Origin of the sequence: Mesorhizobium sp. LNJC405B00 (genome assembly GCF_000502615.1) — a bacterium.
GTDB lineage: Bacteria > Pseudomonadota > Alphaproteobacteria > Rhizobiales > Rhizobiaceae > Mesorhizobium.
In genome coordinates this window covers 63,178-88,049 of sequence record NZ_AYWC01000015.1, presented here as the reverse complement: position 1 = coordinate 88,049, position 24,872 = coordinate 63,178, and the positions used below count along the sequence as shown (strand labels likewise).

24 protein-coding genes and 1 pseudogene are annotated in these 24,872 nt (G+C 63.8%); 7 read left to right on the top strand and 18 right to left on the bottom strand.

Features of this window, described 5'->3' with window-relative positions; all coding sequences use genetic code 11:
- Positions 1–220 precede the first annotated feature (220 nt).
- The 13 genes from X756_RS141530 to X756_RS141590 all read right to left on the bottom strand — a co-directional run bounded on the left by X756_RS141530 (position 221) and on the right by X756_RS141590 (position 14,259).
- Complete coding sequence (locus X756_RS141530; RefSeq protein WP_023689120.1) at positions 221–442, bottom strand: hypothetical protein; 222 nt, start codon at positions 440–442, stop codon at positions 221–223.
- 135 nt (positions 443–577) lie between these two features.
- The gene (locus tag X756_RS141535) at positions 578–1,207 is read right to left on the bottom strand and encodes a hypothetical protein (RefSeq protein WP_023731148.1); all 630 of its coding nucleotides are present in this window, start codon (positions 1,205–1,207) and stop codon (positions 578–580) included.
- 77 nt (positions 1,208–1,284) lie between these two features.
- Positions 1,285–2,040: an SDR family NAD(P)-dependent oxidoreductase gene (locus X756_RS141540; RefSeq protein WP_023731147.1), complete on the bottom strand. Its 756-nt coding sequence runs from the start codon at positions 2,038–2,040 to the stop codon at positions 1,285–1,287.
- A gap of 30 nt (positions 2,041–2,070) precedes the next feature.
- Entirely contained in the window at positions 2,071–3,552 is a 1,482-nt protein-coding gene (gene purF, locus X756_RS141545; protein ID WP_023731146.1) for an amidophosphoribosyltransferase, read from the bottom strand.
- 108 nt (positions 3,553–3,660) lie between these two features.
- On the bottom strand, positions 3,661–4,347 hold the full coding sequence (locus X756_RS141550; RefSeq protein ID WP_023731145.1) for a CvpA family protein: 687 nt from the start codon (positions 4,345–4,347) through the stop codon (positions 3,661–3,663).
- Positions 4,348–4,395: 48 nt separating this feature from the next.
- Positions 4,396–5,799, bottom strand: coding sequence for a DNA repair protein RadA (gene radA, locus X756_RS141555; RefSeq protein ID WP_023672716.1), 1,404 nt, complete (start codon positions 5,797–5,799; stop codon positions 4,396–4,398).
- A 230-nt stretch (positions 5,800–6,029) separates the two neighbouring features.
- Positions 6,030–7,523 carry a replicative DNA helicase gene (locus X756_RS141560; protein ID WP_023731144.1) on the bottom strand — a complete coding sequence of 498 codons (1,494 nt, stop codon included), beginning with the start codon at positions 7,521–7,523 and terminating at the stop codon, positions 6,030–6,032.
- 222 nt (positions 7,524–7,745) lie between these two features.
- Complete coding sequence (locus X756_RS141565) at positions 7,746–8,723, bottom strand: small ribosomal subunit Rsm22 family protein (RefSeq protein WP_023731143.1); 978 nt, start codon at positions 8,721–8,723, stop codon at positions 7,746–7,748.
- A gap of 157 nt (positions 8,724–8,880) precedes the next feature.
- On the bottom strand, positions 8,881–10,230 hold the full coding sequence (locus X756_RS141570; RefSeq protein WP_023731142.1) for a cyclopropane-fatty-acyl-phospholipid synthase family protein: 1,350 nt from the start codon (positions 10,228–10,230) through the stop codon (positions 8,881–8,883).
- Between the two features lie 186 nt (positions 10,231–10,416).
- Entirely contained in the window at positions 10,417–11,004 is a 588-nt protein-coding gene (gene rplI / locus X756_RS141575; RefSeq protein WP_023672721.1) for a 50S ribosomal protein L9, read from the bottom strand.
- A 266-nt stretch (positions 11,005–11,270) separates the two neighbouring features.
- Positions 11,271–11,519, bottom strand: coding sequence for a 30S ribosomal protein S18 (gene rpsR / locus X756_RS141580; protein WP_006203718.1), 249 nt, complete (start codon positions 11,517–11,519; stop codon positions 11,271–11,273).
- The gene (gene rpsF, locus X756_RS141585) at positions 11,519–12,019 is read right to left on the bottom strand and encodes a 30S ribosomal protein S6 (protein ID WP_023672722.1); all 501 of its coding nucleotides are present in this window, start codon (positions 12,017–12,019) and stop codon (positions 11,519–11,521) included. The genes rpsR and rpsF overlap by 1 nt, the downstream gene beginning before the upstream one ends.
- 311 nt (positions 12,020–12,330) lie before the next feature.
- Complete coding sequence (locus X756_RS141590; protein WP_023731141.1) at positions 12,331–14,259, bottom strand: LTA synthase family protein; 1,929 nt, start codon at positions 14,257–14,259, stop codon at positions 12,331–12,333.
- A gap of 277 nt (positions 14,260–14,536) precedes the next feature.
- On the opposite strand from X756_RS141590, the gene fabD reads away from it, so the two are divergent.
- The 7 genes from fabD (at position 14,537) to gmk (ending at position 21,329) form a co-directional block, all read left to right on the top strand.
- Positions 14,537–15,484: an ACP S-malonyltransferase gene (gene fabD / locus X756_RS141595; protein ID WP_023731140.1), complete on the top strand. Its 948-nt coding sequence runs from the start codon at positions 14,537–14,539 to the stop codon at positions 15,482–15,484.
- A 60-nt stretch (positions 15,485–15,544) separates the two neighbouring features.
- Entirely contained in the window at positions 15,545–16,282 is a 738-nt protein-coding gene (gene fabG / locus X756_RS141600; protein WP_023685686.1) for a 3-oxoacyl-[acyl-carrier-protein] reductase, read from the top strand.
- A 221-nt stretch (positions 16,283–16,503) separates the two neighbouring features.
- The gene (locus tag X756_RS141605) at positions 16,504–16,740 is read left to right on the top strand and encodes an acyl carrier protein (protein ID WP_006203723.1); all 237 of its coding nucleotides are present in this window, start codon (positions 16,504–16,506) and stop codon (positions 16,738–16,740) included.
- A gap of 34 nt (positions 16,741–16,774) precedes the next feature.
- Positions 16,775–18,037, top strand: coding sequence for a beta-ketoacyl-ACP synthase II (gene fabF, locus X756_RS141610; protein WP_023731139.1), 1,263 nt, complete (start codon positions 16,775–16,777; stop codon positions 18,035–18,037).
- 201 nt (positions 18,038–18,238) lie between these two features.
- On the top strand, positions 18,239–19,498 hold the full coding sequence (mltG, locus tag X756_RS141615; RefSeq protein ID WP_023731138.1) for an endolytic transglycosylase MltG: 1,260 nt from the start codon (positions 18,239–18,241) through the stop codon (positions 19,496–19,498).
- 259 nt (positions 19,499–19,757) lie between these two features.
- A complete protein-coding gene (locus tag X756_RS141620) occupies positions 19,758–20,648 on the top strand; it encodes a YicC/YloC family endoribonuclease (RefSeq protein ID WP_023731137.1) in 891 nt (296 codons plus the stop codon).
- Between the two features lie 24 nt (positions 20,649–20,672).
- Positions 20,673–21,329 (top strand): guanylate kinase, encoded by a 657-nt coding sequence (gmk, locus tag X756_RS141625; protein ID WP_023689111.1) that lies wholly within the window; start codon positions 20,673–20,675, stop codon positions 21,327–21,329.
- A 33-nt stretch (positions 21,330–21,362) separates the two neighbouring features.
- Here gmk and X756_RS1000000168055 read toward each other — a convergent pair.
- The 5 genes and pseudogenes from X756_RS1000000168055 to X756_RS141645 form a co-directional block, all read right to left on the bottom strand.
- Positions 21,363–21,654: pseudogene (locus X756_RS1000000168055) on the bottom strand (type II toxin-antitoxin system RelE/ParE family toxin).
- A complete protein-coding gene (locus X756_RS141630; protein ID WP_023731136.1) occupies positions 21,651–21,956 on the bottom strand; it encodes a type II toxin-antitoxin system RelB/DinJ family antitoxin in 306 nt (101 codons plus the stop codon). Before X756_RS141630 ends, X756_RS1000000168055 begins: the two are co-directional and overlap by 4 nt.
- A 68-nt stretch (positions 21,957–22,024) precedes the next feature.
- Entirely contained in the window at positions 22,025–22,864 is an 840-nt protein-coding gene (gene rsmA, locus X756_RS141635) for a 16S rRNA (adenine(1518)-N(6)/adenine(1519)-N(6))-dimethyltransferase RsmA (protein ID WP_023731135.1), read from the bottom strand.
- Between the two features lie 37 nt (positions 22,865–22,901).
- Positions 22,902–23,930: a 4-hydroxythreonine-4-phosphate dehydrogenase PdxA gene (gene pdxA / locus X756_RS141640; protein ID WP_031239297.1), complete on the bottom strand. Its 1,029-nt coding sequence runs from the start codon at positions 23,928–23,930 to the stop codon at positions 22,902–22,904.
- Between the two features lie 12 nt (positions 23,931–23,942).
- Positions 23,943–24,872, bottom strand: a complete 930-nt coding sequence (locus tag X756_RS141645) for a peptidylprolyl isomerase (protein WP_023731133.1) — start codon at positions 24,870–24,872, stop codon at positions 23,943–23,945.

Genomic DNA, 24,872 nt, shown 5'->3' with positions numbered 1-24,872 from the left:
CCGTCATCAACAAGCGATTCGTGTGTCATCGCAGTGTAGAATCACACCCGATTCCGCAGGGCAATACCTATCTTAGCGCCTATGCCTTTGTCGCCGAAGGCGACAGAGGGGGTCGGGCCGACTGGACGCGACGCCCTTTGTGCGGAAGGAGGTTGGCACTCTACGCGAGGCGACCCCCTCTGGCCTGCCGGCCATCTCCCCCTCGAGGGGGGAAACTACGCTACTGCGCCGCCGGCTCTTCCGCATCACCCTCATCGGTGAAAGGCGAGGCGCTCGGCACGCAATTGACCGCCCAGCCGGCCGGCGTCGGCTGCTTCTGATATTCGGTAATCGCGTTTGTGCACTGTTCGCGGGTGTCGAAGGTGCTGGGCAGCACCACCATGCCGCCTTGCGGGCCGGCGATCACCAGGTACCAGACCAATGCTACGCTGGGAGCAGCCATGGGAATTCCTCGCTTTGCTGAGTGTCGGAGTCGGGTCGACCCTAGCAACTCCCGGCTGATGGCGAAAGCAGGGCGAGGGGGGAGGGACCTGCCGGATCATCACAGACCCGTGAACGAACCGCTCCCAGACGTCTCTCAGTTCGTCGCAAAGCAGTAGAACAGGCCGTCGCCGCCGGTGCCTTTCAGCGCCTCCTGGCTGCAGCCGCCGCGCGAGGCATGCGAGGAGTTCCAGGATTTCGCCGCGGCCGACTCATCAAGGCCGGTGCGGTCGTGATGGCCCATCATCGCCGCGCCCTCCGCGCCGCTCAAGGTCCAGTCGCCGCAGGTCTGGTCGGCGAGCTTGGTGCCGTCAGGCTTCGAGCCGGTCAATATGTCGTGCCGGTTCGGCTTGTCGCCGCGGCCATTGACCACTTGGCCCTTCTCGGTCAGCGCCGTCTGCTTGTTGATGGCGTTGGCGTCGCTGTGCAGCGAGGCGACGTCATCGGCAATCTTCTCGCCCTTGGCGTTGAGCCAGGGACCCTTGCCGATACGGTCGCGCGCATCGACATTGGCGCTCGAGAGATAGGCGTGCCATTCCTTGCCGGTAACCCCAGCCGCTTCCGCCAGCGAGGCGCAATGCGCGTCGGCACCCTTGAGACCGCCGAGATCGGCGCCTTTGCCGGAACCGACGCTGGTGACGAAGAAACTCATCTTTGCGTCTTGCGCCAGCGCCACGCCGGCTGTGGCGGCAATCGCGGCGGCGGCAACGAGAAGAAGTCTACGCATGTCGGTCCTCCGGTTTCGAATGTCTTACATTCGAAGAAACGTAACTGGGGGCCTGTTTAATCCCGCTACAACCCGGTTTATTCCGGCTGCCGGTAGGCGACGAAGCGGTTGTTCTTGACCTGGAAGATCAGCCCCGTCTCTTTCAGCTCGGGGCTCGCCAGCGGCACGATGCGTTTTGCAACCTCTGAGGGGTGCGGCAGCGTTTCCGGATCCTCGCCGGGCGCGGCCTGTGCACGCATGGCGGTGCGGGTGGCACCGGGGTCGACCGCATTGATGCGGAGCGGCAGGCTCTGCGTCTCATGCGCCCAGGAACGCGTCATGGCTTCCACAGCCGCCTTCGACGCCGCATAGGGCGCCCAGAAGGCGCGCGCCGAATGCGCGGCCCCGGACGACATGAGAATGGCGCGGCCGGCGTCGGACAGCCTGAGCAGCGGGTCGACCGAGCGGATCAGCCGCCAGGTCGAGGTGACATTGATGGTCATAACCTTCTCGAAGGTTTTGGCCTCGACATGGCCGATCGGCGAGATGACGCCGAGCACACCGGCATTGGCCACCAGAATGTCGAGCTTGCCCCAGCGCTCGTGAATGGCGCCGCCCAGCCGGTCGATGCCGGCCATGTCTGAGAGGTCGAGAGGCACCAACGTCGCTTCGCCCTTGCCGGTTTTCGCGCGCTCGGCCTTGATCTGGTCGTCGAGTTCTTCCAGCCCGCCGACGGTCCGGGCTACCGCAATGACATGCGCGCCAGCGGCGGCAAGTTCCTTGGCGATGAAGTAGCCGATGCCGCGCGAGGCGCCGGTAACGACCGCGACGCGGCCGGAGAGGTCGAGGGTCATGCGAGCGCTTTCAAGGATAGCAGTTGGGCTTTACGCCCCGTTGTTCGCCAGCAGCGACAGCGTGCGCACATTGTCGTGGCCTTCGAAGTCGAGCAGGCGGGTCGGGTACTGGCCGGTGAAACAGGCGTCGCAGAATTGCGGCTGCTCATTGTCGCGGCTGGCTTCGCCGACGGCGCGGTAGAGCCCGTCAATGGTGAGGAAGCCGAGCGAATCGACACGGATGAACTCGGCCATTTCCTCGATCGACATGCGCGATGCCAAAAGCTTCGACTTCTCCGGCGTGTCGACGCCGTAGAAGCACGACGCGCTGGTCGGCGGCGAGGCGATGCGCATATGCACTTCCTTGGCGCCGGCGTCGCGCACCATCTGCACGATTTTCTGGCTGGTGGTGCCGCGCACGATCGAATCGTCGACCAACACCACGCGCTTGCCCTCGATCATCCGGCGGTTGGCGTTGTGCTTGAGCTTGACGCCCATATGGCGGATCGAATCGCCGGGCTGGATGAAGGTTCGGCCGACATAGTGGTTGCGGATGATACCGAGTTCGAAGGGGATGCCTGCCGCCTGGGAGAAGCCGATTGCCGCCGGCGTGCCGGAATCCGGCACCGGCACGACGATATCGGCCTCGACCGGGCTTTCCTGCGCCAATTCGGCGCCGATACGCTTGCGCACTTCGTAGACATTGCGGCCTTCGACCGAGGAGTCCGGGCGGGCAAAATAGACATATTCGAAGATGCAGAAGCGGGTCTTCTGCGGCTCGAAGGGGAACAGGCTCTCGATGCCCTTCGAGGTCACCACGACCATTTCGCCGGGCTTCAGGTCGCGCACGAAGCGGGCGCCGATAATGTCGAGCGCGCAGGTTTCGGAGGCCAGGATCCAGGCGCCGTCGAGGTCGCCGAGCACCAGCGGGCGGATGCCGAGCGGATCGCGGCAGCCGATCATCTTCTTGGAGGTCATCGCAACCAGCGAGAAAGCGCCTTCAACCTGACGCACGGCGTCGATGAAGCGCGAATTCAAATCGCGTTCCTTGCTGGTGGCAACGAGATGCAGCAGCGTCTCGGTGTCGGAGGTCGACGAGAAGATCGCGCCCTGTTTCTGCAGCGCGCGCTGCACGGTCATGGCGTTGGTGAGATTGCCGTTATGGGCGACGGCAAAGCCGCCATCGGCGAGTTCGGCGAAGAAGGGCTGGATGTTGCGCATGCCGGCGCCGCCCGTCGTGGCATAGCGCGTGTGGCCGATGGCACGGTTGCCTTGCAGGCTGTCGATGACGTGCTGCTTGGTGAAGGTGTCGCCGATCAGGCCGACATGGCGTTCGACATGGAACTGCGTGCCGTCATAGGAGACGATGCCGGCCGCTTCCTGGCCGCGATGCTGCAGCGCATGCAGGCCTAGTGTGACGATGGCCGCAGCGTCCTGCCGGCCGAAAATGCCGAACACCCCGCATTCATCGTGGAAATGATCGTTTGCTTCGGCGGAAAGGACGTCGTCCGCGTCTGCCTTCGAAACTGCCATGGGGCTCAAGCTCCGCTAAAATGGCCATATAGTGCGATAGCACCGCGAAAGCAACGTAGTCAGGCCGGAACTGCCGGGATGGCTCCTGTCCGGCACCATCCGTCCGTATCAGTTTGCCGGCGCGGCCGGAGCCGGAGCAGCGGGCGCGGGTGCGTTATCGGCTGGAGCGTCGGTCTCGTCGTCGGGCGCGGGAGTATCGTCACCGGTTGCCGGAGTATCGTCACCGGTTGCCGGAGCATCCGCCGCCGGTGCATCTGCCGCCGGAGGCGTCTCGGCTGCCGGCTGATTCGGATTGAGCTTCTTCAGGATGGCGTTTTCCGGATCTTCGGGCAGCAGGCTTTCCAGCTTGGCGCCGATGGTCTCGAGCAGCGGCTTCGACTTGGCGTTGGCGATCCAGGCAGGCGCCTTGGCGCCGGCCAGCCAGTTGAAGAACAGCAGCGCCACGGCGACGACGAGGACGCCGCGCGCGGCGCCATAGAGGAAGCCCAGCGTACGGTCGAGCGCGCCGATCCTGGAATCGATGATCCAGTCGGCTAGCTTCATGGTGATGACGGAAACGACGATAAGCGCGATGAGGAAGACGATGCCGGCGGATGCCGCCATGGCGATCTTGTCGCTTTCGACATAGGGCTGAACGTAAGGCAGCACCGGCTTGTAGAAGAAGAATGCCGCCGCGGCGGCAGCCGCCCAGGACACGACGGACAGGATTTCGCGTGACAGGCCGCGAACCATGGCGAGCATCGCCGAGACCAGGGTGAAGCCGACGAGAATTCCGTCCAGCAGCGTAATCGGCATGTCTTTCGCCCCACTCAGATTGTCTTTTCACGGCTCGGGCGAGCCGCGTCAATCTTCCACGTCGACACGGCTGCGCCGTGAGCCGGCTATGCGTGCGACGAGATCGGCAAGTTCGGTCGGCTGGAAAGCGCCGGCCCCGATCCCCCCGACAACCTCCTCGCTGCCCAAGGGCAGAACCGCACTTCCAAAACCCAGCTTTTCGGCCTCTTTAAGGCGCTGCTGCGCATGCGCAACCGGCCTCACTGCGCCCGACAGGCTGATTTCGCCGAAATAGACGCAATCGGCGGGAAGGGCAAGACCGGTGAGCGACGAAACCAGTGCAGCGGCAACCGCCAGATCGGCCGCCGGCTCGGAAATCCGGTAGCCGCCGGCGACGTTGAGGTAGACATCGTGGGTGCCGAAGCGCACGCCGCAATGGGCTTCGAGCACGGCAAGGATCATCGACAGCCGTGCGCCGTCCCAGCCGACGACGGCACGGCGCGGCGTGCCCAATGTGGACGGCGCCACCAGCGCCTGGATCTCGACCAGCACCGGACGTGTGCCTTCCATGCCGGCAAATACCGCGGCACCCGGCGATTTTGCGTGGCGTTCGCCGAGGAACAGCTCCGACGGATTGGCGACCTCGCGCAAGCCCTTGTCCGACATCTCGAAGACGCCGATCTCGTCGGTCGGCCCAAAACGGTTCTTCACCGTGCGCAGGATGCGGTAGTGATGGCCGCCTTCGCCTTCGAAATAGAGAACGGCGTCGACCATGTGCTCGACGACGCGCGGACCGGCGATCTGGCCTTCCTTGGTGACATGGCCGACCAGCACGATGGCAGCACCGGTGGATTTGGCGTAGCGGATCATCGCTTGCGCCGAGGCGCGCACCTGGGTGACGGTGCCGGGCGCCGAGTCGGCCATGTCGGTCCACAGCGTCTGGATGGAATCGAGGATGACGAGGTCCGGCCTTCTGCCGTCGGCTATTGTTGCCAGGATATCCTCGACATTGGTCTCGGCGGCAAGTTCGACCGGCGTGTCGGCGACGCCAAGCCGCTGCGCCCGCAGCCGGATCTGCGCGACAGCCTCTTCGCCCGAGACATAGACGATGCGGTGGCCTTTTGACGCCAATGCTGCTGCGGCCTGGGTAAGCAGCGTCGACTTGCCGATGCCGGGATCGCCGCCGACCAGCAGCGCCGAGCCGCGCACGAAGCCGCCGCCGGTGGCGCGGTCGAGTTCGCCAATGCCCGAGATGATGCGCGGCGCGTCCTCGATGTCACCGGACAGGCTGGTCAGCACCACGGCGCGGCCCTTGCGCGCATTGCGCGTGTTGGCCGGTCCCGAGCCTATGCCGCCCGAGGTGCCTTCCTCGACCAGCGTGTTCCACTCGCCGCAGGCATCGCATTTGCCGGCCCAGCGCTGATGCACCGACCCGCAATTCTGGCAGATGAACTGGACGCGCGATTTAGCCATGGAGTGATGCTGCCTGCAAATGACCGAAGGAGGGTGATCCTGCACACCCCCCTCTGTCCTGCCGGACATCTCCCCCGCAAGGGGGGAGATTGGCTATCGTCGCTGCTTTCGCCAATCGCCAACGTCGCAAGATGAGCGCCATCCGCAAAGCTGCTGATCTCCCCCCTTGCGGGGGAGATGGCCGGCAGGCCAGAGGGGGGTGTGACGGAGCGCTGCGGTAGGCCAAAAAGCTACTCAAACCTCTCCGCAATATGATGCTCTTCGGCGAGGTCGGAAAACCGTGTGAACTCGCCCTGGAAGGCGAGGCTGACCGAACCTGTCGGGCCGTGGCGCTGCTTGGCGACGATGACTTCGGCCTTGCCGCGCATCTCGTTCATCTCGTGTTCCCACTTGATGTACTCGTCGGTGCCGGGCTTCGGCTCGCGGTTCTTCAGATAATATTCCTCGCGATAGACGAACATCACCACGTCGGCGTCCTGCTCGATCGAACCGGATTCGCGAAGATCGGACAGCTGCGGGCGCTTGTCTTCGCGGCTTTCGACCTGACGCGACAGCTGCGACAGCGCGATGATTGGCACGGAGAGCTCCTTGGCCAGCGCCTTCAGGCCGGTGGTGATCTCGGTGATTTCCTGCACCCGGTTCTGCGACGATTTCGCGCTCGACCCCTGCATCAGCTGGATATAGTCGATGACGATGAGGTCGAGGCCGCGCTGACGCTTCAGCCGCCGCGCCCGCGCCGACAGCTGCGCGATCGAGATACCGCCGGTCTGGTCGATGAACAGCGGGATCTTCTGCATGGTCTGCGAGCAGGCGACCAGCTTTTCGAAATCCATCTCTGAAATCTCGCCGCGGCGGATTTTTGACGACGAAATTTCCGTCTGTTCGGAAATGATGCGGGTGGCGAGCTGCTCGGACGACATTTCCAGTGAGAAGAAGCCGACGACGCCGCCATTGGCTGCCTTGAACGAGCCGTCGGCCTGTTGCGCCGGCTCATACATCTCGGCGATGTTGAAGGCGATGTTGGTGGCCAGCGATGTCTTGCCCATGCCCGGACGGCCGGCAATGATGATCAGATCCGACGCCTGCAGGCCACCCATGCGGCGGTCGAGATCGCGCATGCCGGTGGCGAGGCCCGACAAATGGCCGTCTCGCATATAGGCGGCGTTGGCCATGTCGACGGCGGTCTTGACCGCGTCGGTGAAGCTCTCGAAGCCGCCATCGTAACGGCCGGTTTCGGCCAGTTCGAACAGCCGCCGCTCGGCATCCTCGATCTGTTCGGACGGCGCCATGTCGACCGGCGCGTCATAGGCGATGTTGACCATGTCCTCGCCGACGGTGATCAGTGCCCGGCGCGTGGCCAGATCGTAGATGGCGCGGCCATAGTCTGTGGCGTTGACGACGGTGACGGCTTCGACCGCCAGACGAACCACATATTGCGCCACCGTCATGTCGCCGACCTTCTCGTCGGCCGGCAGGAAGGTTTTCAGCGTGATCGGCGTCGCCACCTTGCCCATGCGGATGAGCTCGGCCGCGACCTCGAAGATTTTCCGGTGCAGCGGCTCGTAGAAATGGCCGGCCTTGAGGAAGTCGGAGACGCGGTAGAAGGCATCGTTGTTGACGAGGATGGCGCCGAGCAGCGCCTGTTCGGCCTCGATGTTGTTCGGCGCTTCACGATAAAGCGGTTGCTGCTCCGCCACGCCGAATTTTCGCGCTGCCTCTGCCATGATGTCCCCGATTTTGATCCCGGCTTCTCGATATCAGAACGAGATAAATCGGTGCTGACCTTTCTGCATCACCGCACGACCAATCAACCTCGATGCCCCGTTTGTTCACAGGGGCGGCAAACCGTCCACAGAAGAGTGTTTCCGCGCCCCGATTCCGGTTGACTCAGAAAGGCGCTGACCTTTATCCGAGTCGTTGGAACAGAGCAAGAACAATCTCGGTGATTATCCGCTTCTTCCGTCCAATGTATCGCCCCAGTCCAGTCGCCGCGCTGCCTTGAACAACTCGCCCTCGCGCTTGGTGAAAAGTGTCTCGCCGGCGCCGCCATCCGGCTGGCACAGTTTGAGCAGCACCTTGCCGGAGCCCGATTTCGGCGGCGCAATCACGCGGGGCGGATGTACAGGCGCGGGTTGCCGCGACGCCGCGACGTAGATGAATTTCTCGTCCTCCCACGGCACGTCCGCGTCCTTGGCCAGGCGATGAAGGCGCGAGCGAGCGACGCGGCGCGAAAAATGGCACCAGTCGGGCGGCTCAAGCGGGCAGGGCGCCTCATGCGGACAAGGCGCCAGCACATGCGCCCCGGCCTCCAGCAATTGCCTGCGCACTGCCAGGATGCGCTGCCAGCCTGCCGGTGTGCCGGGCTCGACGATCAGCAGTGTGTCGCCGGTCAACTGCCAGAGCCGGCCGACAAGCTTCGGCAACGATGCTGGCGCGATCTCGTCCAGCACATAGGCGCAGGTGACGAGGTCGGCAGGCTTGAGATCGGCAAGGTCGATGGTCACGTCGCCGGCGCGCCAGTCCATCCTGGTGGCGATGGTATCAAGGGCGAGCGACTGGCCAACCTTGCGCACCGCGGCGCTTGCTTCAACCAGAACCGCCTCTTCGAGGTGGGGCCACAGGTCTGTAGTGGCCCAAAGCACCGTGCCAGGACCGGCGCCGACATCGAGCAAGCTCGTTGGCTGGAAATCGGGCCGCGCATAGGCGAGTTCGTCGAGACCGGCCCGTACCGCCGCGTAGGTCGCCGGCAGCCGCGTCGCCAGATAGGCTTTTACCGCCATCTCTTCGGCCATGTGCAGGCGGCCGTCGCGCAATTCGGCGCGGTAGCGGTCAGACAGCGTCTTCGCCGCCTGGCGCAGCACCGCCAGCGGTATCGTTTCGAGCAGGCGCTCGACGCCTTGTCGCAGCGAGGCGGGGAGTTCCACGCTCAGGCTCCGCGTGGCGCGAGCACCGGGGCGCCGGCGATCTCGACAAGGGTGGTGGCGATGGTGGGCAGGCAGGTCATTAAAAAAGGTCTCGCGAGAACGAGACCTTTTTCAGTGTCAGAGCCGTCAATGGCAAGCGGCAATCGCAATCGAGGCGTTATTCGCGATCCGCCACCTTGCGACGGCGCGCTGGCTTGGCCGCAACGGACCTGACAGCAACGGACCTGGCAGGCACAGACCTGGCGACAGCAGGCTCGGCGCCCGCCGCCTCCTGACGATGCCCCATTTCGCGCATTTCGAGCGCCTTTTCACATTTGGCCATGTAGTCGCGCGTCATCGGCAGCGTGTCGTTCTTCTTGGCGATCTGGATCTGGAAGATCACCAGATCCTGCCAGCGGAAGGCGGCTTCCGAAGCCGCCAGATAGAACTCCCACATCCTACAGAAGCGCTCGTCGTAGATGGCTTTGGCCTTGTCGCGGTTGGCGGCAAAGCGCTGGCCCCAATGCTTCAGCGTATCGGCATAGTGCAGCCGCAGAATCTCGATGTCGGTGACTACAAGGCCCGACTTCTCGATCGCCGGCATCACCTCCGACAGCGAAGGAATGTAGCCGCCCGGAAAAATGTACTTGCGGATGAAGGCGCTGGTCGCCCACGGCACGCCGGAGCGGCCGATCGTGTGCAAGAGCATGACGCCGTCGGGCTTCAACAACGTCGCCGACTTGTCGAAGAAAGTGCGGAAGTGGTTGACGCCGACATGCTCGAACATGCCGACCGAGACGATGCGGTCGAAGCGTTCATTGAGTTCGCGGTAGTCCTTGAGGTCGAAATGCACGCGGTCCTGCAAGCCTTGCGCATGCGCCCGGTCGGTGGCGACGCCGTGCTGCTCGGTCGACAGCGTCACGCCTTGCACGTCGACATCGAAAGCCTTGGCGAGATAGAGGCCGAGCCCACCCCAGCCGGAGCCGATATCGAGCACGGTCTGGCCGGCCTTCAGCCTGAGCTTGGCGGCGATATGGCGTTTCTTGGCCATCTGCGCCTCGTCGAGCGTCATGTCCGGCTGTTCGAAATAGGCGCAGGAATACTGCATGTCCTCGTCGAGGAAGAGCCGGTAGAGGTCACCCGACAAGTCATAGTGGCGCTGCACGTTGCGGCGCGCCCGCGATGCGGTGTTGATCTGCTGCAGGCGGCGAAAGGCGTGGCGCAGACCCTCGATGGCCTTCGACCAGGTGGCGTCGATACCGCCGCTGCCCATGTTCTGGAAGGCGATGCGCATCATACCCAGTACGCCGCCCTCGATGATGTCGAGTTCGCCGTCCATATAGGCTTCCGGCACGGCCAGCATCGGATCGAAGGTAATGGCGCGCTCGGCATGCGCGGTCTTGATGTGCATATGCACCGGCTCGCCGCTGCCGTCGCCGAAAACCACTGTCGAGCCCTTCGGCCCGGTGACTTTCAGATTGCCCGTACGCACCAGGCGGTCGAGAACGCGCTTCAACAGAATATTCATCACCAAATGTCCCCTCACGGTCAGACTGGCGGACCAATTCTGCAACAATATATAGGGGTTCGAAAAGTTCCATTTGGCACAAAAATGCCCGGGCGAGAGGCCCGGGCATTGGTCCAGAAAGGCTGGATGACGAGGAAGTGATTGGAGCGCTGCTCCCCTCGCTTCCCGATCAGGCCCCGTGCGGGATCAGGCGTTGTCTTCTTCGCCGCCTTCGAACTCGGTGTTCGGGTCGAAGAAGTTCTCCGGCCGTGCGTTGTCGTTGATGTCGTCGCCATAGATGGCTTCGGCGGTGGTCAGCGTCTCGCCCTTGGCCTGGCGCTCGGCTTCGTCGGCCGTGCGGGCGATGTTGAGGCTGATGGTGACCTCGACTTCCGGATGCAGCGCAATCGCCACATTGGTGACGCCGATAGTCTTGATCGGCTGGTTGAGCTGGATCTGGTTGCGGTTGACCGAGAACCCTTCGGCGGTCAGCAGGTCGGCGATGTCGCGGGTCGACACCGAACCGTAGAGCTGGCCTGTCTCGCCGGCCGAACGCACGGCGATGAAGCTCTTGCCGTCGAGCTTTTCGGCAACCTGGCTGGCTTCCGACTTGCGCTCGAGGTTGCGCGCTTCGAGCTGCGCGCGCTGCCCTTCGAACTTCTTCTTGTTGGCTTCGTTGGCGCGCAGCGCCTTGCCCTGCGGCAAGAGAAAGTTGCGGGCAAAGCCGTCCTTGACCTTGACGGTATCGCCCATCTGGCCGAGGCGGGAAACGCGTTCGAGAAGAATCACTTGCATGGTCTTGTTCCTTCGTCTGGCACCGACCGCGGGATCGGCGCCGAATTGAATGGAACAGGTCAGGAAGCTCTGAGCGCCTTGGCGCCGGTGTCGCTGTCCTGCCTGTCGCGGCAGTTAGAGGCTTTTCACCTCAACTCGGGATTTCAATGCATGTCGCCAAAAGTGGTCCCGGTTTTGGGACAACGACATGCATCATCGCATTACCCCTGCGGCGCCCGTCGCCGTGGGAGAAGGAAGCAGGCGGCGAACCGCCTGCTTCGGAGATCTTAGCGAACCACGTAGGGCAGCAGGCCGAGGAAGCGGGCGCGCTTGATCGCCTTGGCGAGTTCGCGCTGCTTCTTCTGGCTGACGGCGGTGATGCGCGACGGCACGATCTTGCCGCGCTCGGAAATGTAGCGCTGCAGAAGACGCACGTCCTTGTAGTCGATCTTGGGCGCGTTGGCGCCGGAGAACGGGCAGGTCTTGCGGCGGCGATGGAACGGGCGCCGGGTCGGGATCTGATTGATGTCGACCATTATTCTGCACCTCCTTCAACGCCTTCGCGCGGACGGCGCGGACCACGATCACCACCGGCGTCGCCAAATGAGCGCGGCGGACGATCGCCACGGTCGCCGCGGTCACGGTCGCCAAACGAGCGCGGACCACGATCGCCACGGTCGCGGTCGCCGAAGCCGCCGCGTTCCGAGCGCTCTTCGCGCTTCTGCATCATGGCCGACGGGCCTTCCTCATGCGCCTCGACCTTGACGGTCAGGAAACGCAGCACGTCCTCGGACAGGCCCATCTGGCGCTCCATCTCGTTGAGCGCTGCCGGCGGGCAGTTGAGGTCCATAAGCGTGTAGTAAGCCTTCCGGTTCTTGTTGACCCGGTAGGTGAGGGACTTCAGTCCCCAGTTCTCGACCCGGCCGACGGACCCGCCATTTGCGGAGATAACGCCCTTGTACTGTTCGACAAGCGCATCGACCTGCTGCTGCGAGAGGTCCTGCCGGGCAAGGAACACATGTTCGTATAGAGCCATAGTGGTTCAGTGCCTTTCTTCGTTTCTCTCCCGGATCCTCGCGGCAAAGCCTCTGCAACTTCTCTGACCCGCTGGTCCCGAGGGGGCGGGGAAGAAAGGAGCATTTCGAGACGGTCGAGAGCGGAGACACGGGAGGCGGAAGCGCTTCTGGCTTCACACGAAGGTTTTGGGTAAAACCTCCGGCCCTCCGTTCAGCCCCCAGCAAGGACCGGCAGATTGCGGGCGTCTATATAGCAAATTGGCTGGAAGGCAAGGGTAACGCATGCTCCGGACAGCGTCCTGGCGTCGCAGGGTTGGAAAAATACCAGGCATCAACTCGTATGCGGGGTACCACCGTTGATCGTTTCGGGGAAGAAGTCCGGAGCCGCCTTACGCTTGCCGAACATCATGTCGTATTGCAGCAAGCGGTAATCGTTGATCGCCGGATCAACGTCCTTCTGCCGCGCCCAGTCCGGCGTGGCCTCACCTGACGGTGTCAAAAGCAGATTGCGGTCGACGACGCGATAGCGTTCGCGCAGCGCGCCCAGGAAGCCGGTGTAGTAGGGGTGCGTGATCCCGGCCGTGGTAAGGATATGGTAGGGCAGGAAGGCCGGGCTCACCGCGCCCATATCCTGCGCCGGACCGGTGCGGTTAGACCAGATGACCAGCGGCGTCTGATGATGCTCCAGTGCCGCCTCCGGCGTCGGTTCCTTGCGCGGCGCGACATTGTCTTTCAGGTAACCGGTTTCGACATAGACGGGGCCGAGCGGCGGCAGATGGTCGCCGAAGAAGGCGATGACCGTCGGCCGCTCGCGCTTCTTCGCCCATTCGATCAATCGTTCGAGGCCACGGTCGGCATCGGCGGAGCCTTCGGCGTAGCTGAGCAGCGATTCCCGCGCCCATGTGCTGATCGGCGCCGCGACCTTGTGGGTCGGATTGTAATAGCGGTACGGCTCGTAGGGACCGTGGTTCTGCAGGCTGACGGCGAAGAAGAACACCGGCCGCTCGCTGGCGTCGGCCTCTGCGATGATCTCGTCGGTCATCGAGGCATCGGAAGCCAGCGGCCCGCGCTTTTCCAGTGGCGGCAGCGTCTCTTCCGAGCGGAAATCGTTGAAGCCGAAATCGGCATAGACGGCGCCCCTGTTCCAGAACCAGTTGGTGCCCGGATGGATGGCGCGCGCCCGGTATCCCTCGCTTTTCAGGAAGGTCGCCAGCGACGGCGTCGGCGTGCGCACATATTGCTGATAGGGGATCGAGCCCGCCGGCAGGAAGGCATTGGAAAAGCCGGTCAGCGCCTCGAATTCGATGTTGGCGGTCATGCCGCCGAATTCCGGCGAGAACATATAGCCGGAACGCAGCGCCCGCACATTGGGGATCGGGTCAGGCGTGATTGTGACGCCGGGCAGCTTGGTCGGATCCCAGAAAGATTCGCTCATCACCACGATGATGTCGGGTTTCTCATCCGGTACCGAGGCCGCCACATCAGGCCTGTCGATCGCGTCGATCGCCTTGTCGGAATAGCCCGCCGGGGCCGAGACATGCGCCATCGGCACGTTGAGCGCGAAGGCCAGCGCAAACCCGTTGGAGGCGTAGTTCTCCTTCTGGTCCCACATGATCGGGATGATCTGCAGCCGGTCGCGGGTCCACGAGAAGGTGGCGTAGTCCATGATCGAGACGAAGAAGGCGAGCAGCGGCACTGCCAGCGTCAGCCGCGCCAGCCGCCCTTTGCGGCTGAGGATCGGAACCTTGCGGCGCCACAACCGCCAGCCATAGATCAGCAGCGACAGGCCGGCGACGATGCCGACCGCCATGGCGAGCGCCGTCCAGGGCCGTTCGCGCACCAAGAGCGGCATCAGTGCCATGATCTGGCGCGAATAAAGAAAATCGGTTGGGTAGAGTGGATCGCCGAGATAATGCGACTTCTGATGCCCGACAAAGGCCAGCGCCAGCGTCAGCGGCGCCACGATCATCAGGCTCTGGTGACTGCGGCCAAGCACGGCGTCCAGTCCCATCAGCACCAATGCAAAGACAATGATGGTGGTCCAGCCCGGCTTGAATGGCTGCAGGAAGAAGTCGACCGTGCCGAAGAAGTCGCCCCGCACGATCCATTCGATGGCGAACACCAGGATGGCGGAGGCAAGCAGCGTGACCAGACCGTAGCGGATGACCGGCCATCTGCGCCCCGGCAGGTAGCCGGTGGACGGATCGTCTTCCAAGAACTGTGGCGCGGGTACGGCCGTGCCCTTCCTGATCCTAGCCACGTCTCTTCCCCCGGCCCAAGCAACGCGTATTTCCACTCGCGCCACCGTTCTGTCATAGAACTGTCATGCAAAAGCTAGCGCCTGTGGCGAAAATAAGAAGAGCCAGCAAACGATTCGTGAGCGGTTTTCATCAGGTGTGATCGGCAAAAAGCCTTTGGGAACAGGGACTCGAGGTCAGCTCCGGTTCAAGCGAGAGCCGAAATGCCGCCTTCGGGCTTGACTTGGCGGTCCGCCTTGCGTCACAGGCAGGAAAAATCAGCCGCTGGAGAGCGCCCAAATGGCCGTCGCATTCACCTTTCCGGGACAGGGCAGCCAGGCTGTCGGCATGGGCAAGGACCTCGCCGACGCCTTCCCCGAGGCACGCAGGGTGTTCGAGGAAGTGGATGATGCGCTGGGCGAAAAGCTGTCGAAACTGATCTGGGAAGGCCCGGAAGAGGCGCTGACCCTGACTGCCAATGCCCAGCCGGCGCTGATGGCGGTCTCGCTGGCGGGAATCCGCTCGCTGGAAGCGCGCGGCTTTTCGCTGAAGGACAAGGTTGCTTACGTTGCCGGTCATTCGCTCGGCGAATATTCCGCCCTTGCCGCGGCCGGTTTCGTTTCGGTCGCCGATGCCGCCCGGCTGCTGCGCATCCGCGGCAACGCCATGCAGGCGGCGGTGCCGGCCGGCGAGGGCGCCATGGCGGCGATCATCGGACTGGAACAGCCCGACGTCGAAGCCGCTTGCACCGAGGCCGCAACGGGATCCGGCAAAGTCTGCCAGATCGCCAACGACAATGGCGGTGGCCAGCTGGTGATCTCCGGCGCCAGGGCGGCGGTGGAACTCGCCGCGAAACTGTGCACCGAAAAGGGCGCCAAGCGGGCGCTGATGCTGCAGGTCTCCGCCCCCTTCCATTCGGCGCTGATGGCGCCGGCGGCCGATGTCATGCGCGAGGCGCTGGCCGGCGTGACCAAGAATGCACCGGTCGTGCCCGTCGTCTCCAACGTCACTGTGGCCCCGAGCAGCGACCCCGACGAGATCGCGCGCCGCCTGGTCGAGCAGATCACCGGCCGCGTGCGCTGGCGCGAAACGGTGGAGTGGTTCGGCGCCAATGGCGTCGCCACGCTCTATGAGATCGGCGCCGGCAAGGTGCTGTCGGGCCTGGCGCGGCGGATCAACCGCGACATCGCCACATCAGCTGCCGGCACCCCGGCCGATGTCGAGGCGGCACTGGTCGCGCTTGCATAATCCACTGGCGATTCAACCCCTCCCGTGGGAAGGGTGTTCTCTTAAGATCAGGAGACGAAAATGTTCGAACTGACCGGCCGCAAGGCGCTCGTCACCGGCGCATCGGGCGGCATTGGCGAGGCGATTGCCCGGGTGCTGCATGCGCAAGGCGCCATTGTCGGCCTGCACGGCACCCGCATCGAGAAACTGGAGACCCTGGCCGGCGAACTCGGCGACCGGGTAAAGCTGTTCCCGGCCAATCTTGCCGACCGTGACGAGGTCAAGGCGCTTGGCCAGAAGGCCGAAGCCGAACTCGAAGGCGTCGACATACTGGTCAACAATGCCGGCATCACCAAGGACGGCCTGTTCGTGCGCATGGCGGACGCGGATTGGGACAGCGTGCTGGAGGTGAACCTCACCGCCGTGTTCCGGCTGACCCGCGAGCTGACCCATCCGATGATGCGCCGCCGCCATGGCCGCATCATCAACATCACCTCGGTGGTCGGCGTCACCGGCAATCCTGGCCAGACCAATTATTGCGCCTCCAAGGCCGGCATGATCGGCTTTTCGAAGTCGCTGGCGCAGGAGATCGCCACCCGCAACATCACCGTCAACTGCGTCGCCCCGGGCTTTATCGAATCGGCCATGACCGACAAGCTCAACGACAAGCAGAAAGACGCGATAATGGCCGCGATCCCGACGCGCCGCATGGGCACGAGTGTTGAAGTGGCGTCGGCCGTCGCCTATCTCGCCTCCAACGAGGCAGCCTACGTCACCGGCCAGACCATCCACGTCAACGGCGGCATGGCCATGATCTGACGGGATATTGCCGGGTGATAAGAAGACATGGCCGGCTTGTGAAAAGAGACCATTTCGCCTTGGACCTCGGCCATTTTTCGTGTAATGCGGCCCGCAACCCGGCGGTTCGGGCAAAAACCGGTCCGGCATCGTTGCGTTTCCGGCAGGACCATCTTTCAGCTTGATTAGCGGCATTCTGCCCGCTAACGAAGACAGACAAACAAAAGACGAGGATGCCCCAAATGAGTGACACCGCAGAGCGCGTCAAGAAGATCGTCATCGAACATCTTGGCGTCGATGCCGACAAGGTGACGGAGCAGGCGAGCTTCATCGATGATCTGGGCGCGGACAGCCTCGACACGGTCGAACTCGTCATGGCCTTCGAAGAAGAGTTCGGCGTCGAGATTCCGGACGATGCGGCCGAGACCATCCTGACCGTCGGCGATGCCGTGAAGTACATCGACAAGGCTTCGGCCTGACACTATCCGCAGTCATCACCGGGGAGGACCTGCGATGAGGCGTGTCGTCGTCACGGGCCTTGGCCTGGTTTCGCCGTTCGGCATGGGCTTCGAGCACAGCTGGAAGGAACTTCTGACCGGCCGCAGCGCCGCCAAGCGCGTCACCGAGTTCGAAGTGGAAGATCTTGCCTGCAAGATCGCCCACGTCATTCCGCGCGGTGACGGCACCAACGGCACGCTCAATCCCGAAGCCGTGCTCGAGCCCAAGGAACTGCGCAAGATCGGCGACTTCATCCTTTACGGGATTGCGGCCGCCGACGAAGCGCTGAAGGATTCCGGCTGGGAGCCCAGCACCGAAGCCGAGCGCTGCGCCACCGGCGTCATGATCGGCTCCGGCATTGGCGGCCTCGAGGGCATCGCCGAGAACGCTATCATCCTGAAAGAGCGCGGACCGCGCCGTATCAGTCCATTCTTCATTCCCGGCAACATTATCAACCTGGTATCTGGCCAGGTATCGATCCGGCATGGGCTGAAAGGCCCCAACCACGCCGTCGTCACCGCCTGCTCGACCGGCGCGCACGCCATTGGCGATGCCGCCCGGCTGATCATCTTCGGCGATGCCGACGTGATGCTGGCCGGCGGCGCGGAATCGCCGGTGACCAGACTATCGCTTGCCGGCTTCGCTGCTTGCCGGGCACTGTCCACCGACCGCAACGACACGCCTGAGAAGGCCTCGCGTCCCTATGACCGCGACCGTGACGGCTTCGTCATGGGCGAGGGCGCCGGGGTCGTCGTGCTGGAAGAACTCGAACACGCCAAGGCGCGCGGCGCCAAGATCTATGCCGAGGTCACCGGCTACGGCCTGACCGGCGATGCCTATCACATCACTGCACCGGCCGAAGACGGCGACGGCGCCTTCCGCTGCATGACGGCGGCGCTGAACCGGGCCAGGCTGACGCCCGCCGACGTCGACTACATCAACGCGCACGGCACCTCGACCATGGCCGACACGATCGAACTCGGCGCCGTCGAGCGGCTGGTCGGCAACGCCGCCTCGAAAATCTCGATGTCGTCGACCAAGTCGTCGATCGGCCATCTCCTGGGTGCCGCGGGTGCCGCCGAGGCGATCTTTTCGATCCTCGCTATCAGAGACAACATCGCGCCAGCTACCATCAATCTTGACAACCCGGAACGCGAAACCGCGATCGATCTTGTTCCGAACACGCCACGGCATCGCCAGGTGGACGTGGCGCTGTCCAACTCCTTCGGCTTCGGCGGCACCAACGCTTCGCTGGTCTTCCAGCGTTATACAGGCTGATTGCGGTATCGACCGGCGCGCCAGCGGTCTGTCGTCAATTTTGCCATATTCAAGCCTACTCTGCCGCTGGGGATTCGTCGCATCGGCCTGAAACCGAAGGCGCTTTTTTAAAAGCACGATGCGTAGGCTTGAAATGTTAGGGCACGCTGTGCGTCCAATCGGGCGCATGGTCGCTCTAAGAGATCAGATGGTAGGGCGCTAATGAACACCAATCCGGGCGGCAGCGGACAATTCGGACAAAACCAGCAGACCGGCCCGATCGTGCCGAAGACCGCGGCCGAGGCTTTGCGCCCGGAAGCCGGCACACCACCACCAAAGCGCTCGCGCGCCTCGCGCAGCCAAGTCGTCGTGTTCATGAACTTCGTCATCTCCGCGGTGATGTTGATGATCCTCGCCGCCGGCGTTTCGCTCTATTTCGGCAAGCAGGCATTCAACGAACCGGGCCCGTCGGTGGCCGGCGACACCTTCCTGGTCAAGCCGAGCACCGGCGTCCAGGATATTGCCGACCAGCTCGAACGGCGTGGGCTGATCAGCGATGCCCGCATCTTCCGCATCGCCGTGCGGGTCTATGGCAATGATTCAGCGCTGAAGGCAGGCGAATACGAGATAAAGCCGCGCGCCTCCATGCGCGACATCATGGAGCTTCTGAAGAGCGGCAAGTCGGTGATGTACTCGCTGACCATTCCCGAGGGCCTGACGGTCGAGCAGGCGCTGCAGCGCATCGCCGAGCAGGATGCGCTGACCGGCGACATGCCGGCCGCCAAGCCGGCTGAGGGCAGCCTCGCCACCGACACGCTGCGCTTTACCCGCGGCGCCACGCGCCAACAGATGGTCGACAAGCTGCTCGCCGACCAGAAGAAGCTGGTCGACGAGGTCTGGCAGCGGCGCGCGCCCGACCTGCCTCTGGCCAATGTCGACGACTTCGTCACCTTGGCCTCGATCGTCGAAAAGGAAACCGGCCGGGGCGACGAGCGCTCGCGCGTTGCCGCCGTCTTCCTCAACCGTCTGGCCAAGGGCATGCGGCTGCAATCCGATCCGACCATCATTTACGGCCTGTTCGGCGGCAAGGGCAAACCCGCCGACCGGCCGATTTATCAATCTGATATCCAGAAACAGACGCCTTACAACACCTATCTGATCAATGGCCTGCCGCCGACGCCGATCGCCAATCCCGGCCGCGCCGCGCTCGAAGCCGTCGCCAACCCGTCGAAGACCGATGATCTCTATTTCGTCGCCGACGGCACCGGCGGCCACGTCTTTGCCACCACGCTTGCCGAGCACAATGAGAACGTTGCCCGCTACCGGGCACTGCAGAAGAAGCAGGCTGAAGACGCCGCCAAGGGCGCCAAGACTCCGGGCCAGACCGATGCGCCGGCGAATGGCGACGACAACGGTGACGCAAGTGGCGATGCCGCCGGTGACAGCGGTGATGCCGGCGGCGATACGGGTGCCGCCCAGTAGCAGGTCGGCGCTTTCAGACGGATCGACCTTAAGCAACGCGGACAGAGGCGGACGCGCTGCTGCTTTGAACGAACAGCGCGGTTCGAAGCGTTTTCGGTCTTGCTCGGGTGCCTCTGCTTCTCGATTTCAGCCCTGCGAGATCGAAACGACAGCGGAAATCAACATCTTGCCGGTATTGCGATTCTGACATTCGCGCCGCCCGTGATATCGAACGCATGCGCAATTTGTAGAATCGCATCAGGGAGACACGAGCCGCATCATGAATTTGCAGAGCATGACCGGATTTGCACGCACTGTTGCCGAACATGACGGCGCCTCGATCGCCTGGGAGGTCAAGTCGGTCAACGGCAAGAGCGTCGAGGTCAGGTTGCGGTTGCCGCAAGGTTTCGAGCGGCTCGAACCGACTGTGCGGCAGACGCTGCAGAAGCGCTTTTCGCGTGGCAATTTCCAAGCGACGCTAACCGTCGGCTGCGCCGCCGGCCAGCAGGCGCAGCCGGTGGTCAACGAAGCCTTCCTCAGGGATCTGGCGGGCTTGGCCAAGCGGCTGCAGGACCAGTTCGGTGTTGGTCCGGCAACTGCCGACGGTCTGCTTTCCCTGCGCGGCGTGCTCGATATCCCTGAAACCAGCGAAACCGAGGAGGTGCGGGCAGCACTCGACGCGTCAATCCTGTCCGCGCTGGAAACGGCGCTTACAGGTCTCGAGCAGGCACGCCAGAACGAGGGCGAAGCGCTGCGTTCGCTGCTTTCCGGCCATATCGACGCCATCGAAGCGTTGACGCTTCAAGCCGAGGCCGACCCGTCGCGCGAACCGGCGGCGATCCGCGAGCGGATCGCCGAACAGGTGCGGCTGCTGATGGATGCGTCGGCCAATCTCGATGCCGGCCGGCTGCACATGGAAGCGGCGTTCCTGGCCACCAAGGCCGATATCCGTGAAGAGATCGATCGGCTGAAGACGCACGTGGCGTCGGGCAGAGCGCTGCTGGCAAATGGCGGCGCCATCGGCCGCAAGCTCGATTTTCTGGCGCAGGAATTCAACCGCGAATCGAATACGCTGTGTTCCAAGTCGAACGCCGCCACTGTCACCGCCATCGGGCTGGAACTGAAGGCGGTGGTCGACCAGTTTCGCGAACAGGTCCAGAATCTGGAGTAAACCCGAATGGGTGGCAAGGAGCCGATGGTTGCCAGGGATCTCGGATCCCGCATTCGCCGCCGCGGGCTGATGCTGGTCCTGTCGTCGCCGTCGGGCGCCGGCAAGTCGACGATCGCGCGCAACCTGCTGGAAAGCGACGGCAGCCTGGAATTATCGGTCTCGGTCACCACCAGGCCACGCCGCGGCTCGGAGATCGAGGGCGTCCACTATCACTTCCGCACCACGCGCGAGTTCGAGCGGCTGCGCGATTCCGACGCGTTGCTCGAATGGGCCGAGGTGCACGGCAATTGCTACGCGACGCCGCGCGAGCCGGCCGAACTGGCGCTGGCGCAGGGCCGTGACATGCTCTTCGACATCGACTGGCAAGGCGCCCAGCAGCTCAAGGAGAAGATGCGCGCCGACATCGTCTCGATCTTCATCCTGCCGCCGTCGATGAAGGAATTGAAGTCGCGCCTCAAGCGCCGCGCCGAGGACCAGGAGCACGTGATCGAGACCAGGCTGAAGAACGCCCGCAACGAGATCGAGCACTGGAAGGAATATGACTTTGTCATCGTCAACGACGATCTCGACCGCGCCTTCGCCGAAGTGCGTGGCATCGTGACGGCGGAAAGGCTGCGGCGCGACCGGCGGCCCGGGCTGTTCGATTTCGTCTCGGGGTTGCTGGACGAGAAGACTGAGTAGCTCGTCCACCGCTGGCAATCTAAATTAGCCGCATCAGCTGCCTGGCAGATCGTCCGGCCAACGCAGCGCTCCGTGAAGCACGCGCGGGATTCGAATCGTGCTGTTGGTCAGCTGATAGGCCGCGACATATGGCGTGCCGACGATGACGATCTCTCGTGTCCCTGCACGCCTGCCGATCCGGCCGCTTTGGGGAAGTCCGAAGACGGTTGATTGCGGCGACGATCCGCTCATCGGTGGCGATCGCGGCCGCAGGATTGTCGGCCTCGATATGCGCGAAGATGCCGTCGCGATCTGAAAGCGCGAATGGCGACCAGACGATCTTCAAGATTTAGGTTCACCCGAACGCCGCGCCGCGGCGCGTCTCTCGGCAAAATGCGCCTCGACTTGATCATCAGGAATGTCTGGTCGGGTGTCGTCGAGCGCTTCGCGAACCTTGGCGCGAAACCATAAATCATACGCCTCGTTGTTTGTGACGAGATCGATGGGCAGCGCACCCTCGTTGGCGGTTCGGGTGAGCAATATCCGCACCGCATCCGAGACCGTCAGCCCCATGCTTTCAAGCACCGCCGAAGCTCGATCCCGGATGTCGCCGTCGATACGCGTCTGGACCAGTGCATTTGCTGGCATGGCAATCTCCTTCGACGTCAATGCAATTCGTTTGAATGACGATTGCTAGGCCGCGCCAGCGCCGCCGGTCAAACCGCGTTTGTCAGCCGCACGAATTCCTCGACGCTGAGCGTCTCGGCACGCCGGGTCGGATCGATGCCGGCGCGCGTCAGCAGTGCCTCGCCACCCAGGCTCTTCACGCTCTGCCGCAGCATCTTCCGGCGCTGGCCGAAAGCGGCTTCGGTGACGCGACCGAGTTTTTTCACGTCGGTTGACAAAGGGCTGGCGCGCGGCACCAGATGCACCACCGAGGACGTTACCTTGGGTGGCGGCGTGAACGCTTGCGGCGGCACGTCGAAGGCGATCCTCGCCTCGGTCCGCCAGCCCGCCAGCACGCCGAGCCGGCCATAAGCATCGCTGCCGGCACCGGCGACAATGCGCTCGGCCACCTCGCGCTGGAACATCAGCGTCATCGATTGATAGAAGGGTGGCCAGTCCGCCACGGTCAGCCAACGGATCAACAGCTCGGTGCCGATATTATAGGGCAGGTTGGCGGCAATCCTCACGGGGCCGCCGCCTTGTGACGCGGCCTTGGCAAGAGTGGCAAAATCCGTCTTCAGCGCGTCGCCGCTGATCACCTCGAGTCGGCCCGAATAGTGGTTGGAGACCTCGGCCAAGGCCGCCAGGCAGCGTTCGTCGCGCTCGATGGCGACAACGCGACGGGCACCGGCAGAGAGCAGCGCCCTGGTCAGCCCGCCGGGGCCGGGGCCGACCTCGATCACCGTGCTGTCGCTGAGGTCGCCGGCGACCCGCGCGATCTTGCCGGTCAAATTGAGGTCGAGCAGGAAATTCTGGCCAAGCGCCTTCTTTGCCTGCAGTCCATGGCGCTCGATCACCTCGCGCAGCGGCGGCAGCCCGTCAATGCTCATGAATTTGGCTCATGATTTTGGGCTCATGATTTTGGGCTCATGCAGCTGCGGGGTTTGCGCCGGTATCGGCCAGCCGGCGGGCCAGCTTCAGCGCCGCGATCAGGCTCTCGGGACGTGCGATGCCCTTGCCGGCGATGTCGAAGGCTGTGCCGTGATCGGGCGAGGTGCGGATGAACGGCAGGCCAAGCGTGACGTTGACGGCCTCGTCGAAGGCCAGCGCCTTGGCCGGGATCAACGCCTGGTCATGATACATGCAGACCGCCACGTCGTAGCCGGCGCGGGCGCGCGCATGAAACATCGTATCGGCCGGCAGCGGCCCGAAGGCATCGATGCCTTGCGCCCGCAACATGTCGACCGCAGGACGAATGATGCGCTCGTCCTCTGTCCCCATGGCGCCGCTTTCGCCGGCATGCGGATTGAGGCCGGCAAGCGCGAGCCTCGGCCTGGCGATGCCGAAACGGCGTGAAAGATCGCCGGCGGTGATGCGCGCGATGGCAACGATCAGCTCCGTCGTCAGCGTCTTCGGCACCTCGGCCAGCGCGATGTGGATGGTGACAGGAACGGTGCGCAATTCGGGGCCGGCGATCAGCATCACCGGCGTCACCGTGCCGCCGGTGTGGAGCGAGGCCAGATGCGCCAGATACTCGGTGTGGCCAGGAAAGCCGAAGCCGGCATCGTAGAGCGGCTTCTTGGCGATCGGACAGGTGACGACCGCGGCCGCGTGACCGGCAAGGCAGTCGGCGACGGCGCGATCGATGGCCTCGATGATGCCGGCGGCATTGGCCGGGTCGGGCCGGCCGGGATCATCGGTGAAGTGGGCCGCCAGCGGCACCACGGGCAAGGCGTGTTGAAAGACACCAGCCGCTTGGGCCGGCACCGTCTCGGCGATTGCCACCGCCGCGCCGAGCCGGCGCGCCCGCGCGGCAATCAGCGCCGGATCGGCGAGAAGATAGAAGGGCGCGGCACCGGAACCGCTGGCGCTCTGCCACGCGGCAATGGCGATTTCCGGACCGACGCCGGATGGATCGCCGACGCTCAGCGCCAGCGGAAGCTCTGTCTCACGCACGGCTGGGCCGGTTCAGCGCGTAACGATCTTGGCTTTCGCCTTCAGCTCTTCGACATATTTGGCCGAGAGCTCGTCGGCGTTCTTGTCGCCGCTGCCTTCGCTCTGGAACACCATCTGGGCCGCCTTGTCGTCGGAAACCTCGCGCGACGAGCAGATGCCGATGAATTCAATGCCGCGATCGGTCTCGCGCACGGCCGTGGCGCCGCCCAGCTTGGTGGCCTTGATCTGCTCGGCCCAGTCCGGCGGCAGTTGCGGCGCCAGCAATCGGGGGAGGTCGCGAACGGTGACGTCGATCAGGCCCTTGGCGAATTCACGCGTGGTGTTGCAGCCATTGAAGCGGGCGCGCATGGCTTCGGCCTCGCGCTTGCGTTTGGCGAGTGTGGCACTGCGCTCGGCCTTCGGCACCACGAAGATCACCTGCTGCAGCATGTACTCGGTGGCGCTTGGCTTGGCGCCGCCTTTTTCGAGCATGCGCTTGACCAGATCCTGTTCGCTCACCTGCCCGCCGCCGCCGCTGTATCGTGCGCTCAGCGCCTGGTTCCACGCCATCTGGGAGCGGATGAATTCCTTGAAATGCTCCTTGGTCACGCCGGACTGCGCCATGACACCGTCGAGCTGCTTGAGCTGCATCTTGTTGCTCGAGGCAAAGCGCTGATAGGCAGCCTCTACCTGGGCGTCGGAGATGCGGATGCCGAGACGCCTGGCCTCCGCCATACGCAGCGTCTGGTCGATCATTTCCTGACCCGCGTCACCCTTCTTGCGCTGCAGTTTCAGGAAGGCAGCCCGGTGCGCGATGTCGCCGGTGGTGATCGGCATGTTGTTGACGACATACTTGATTTCACTGGCGAAGGCCGGCGGTACCATCGTGGTGACAGAGACCGAGGTCGCCGCGAACAGGAGCGCGAATCCTGCCGAAAACAGGTATTTCCTCATCGAAAGCAT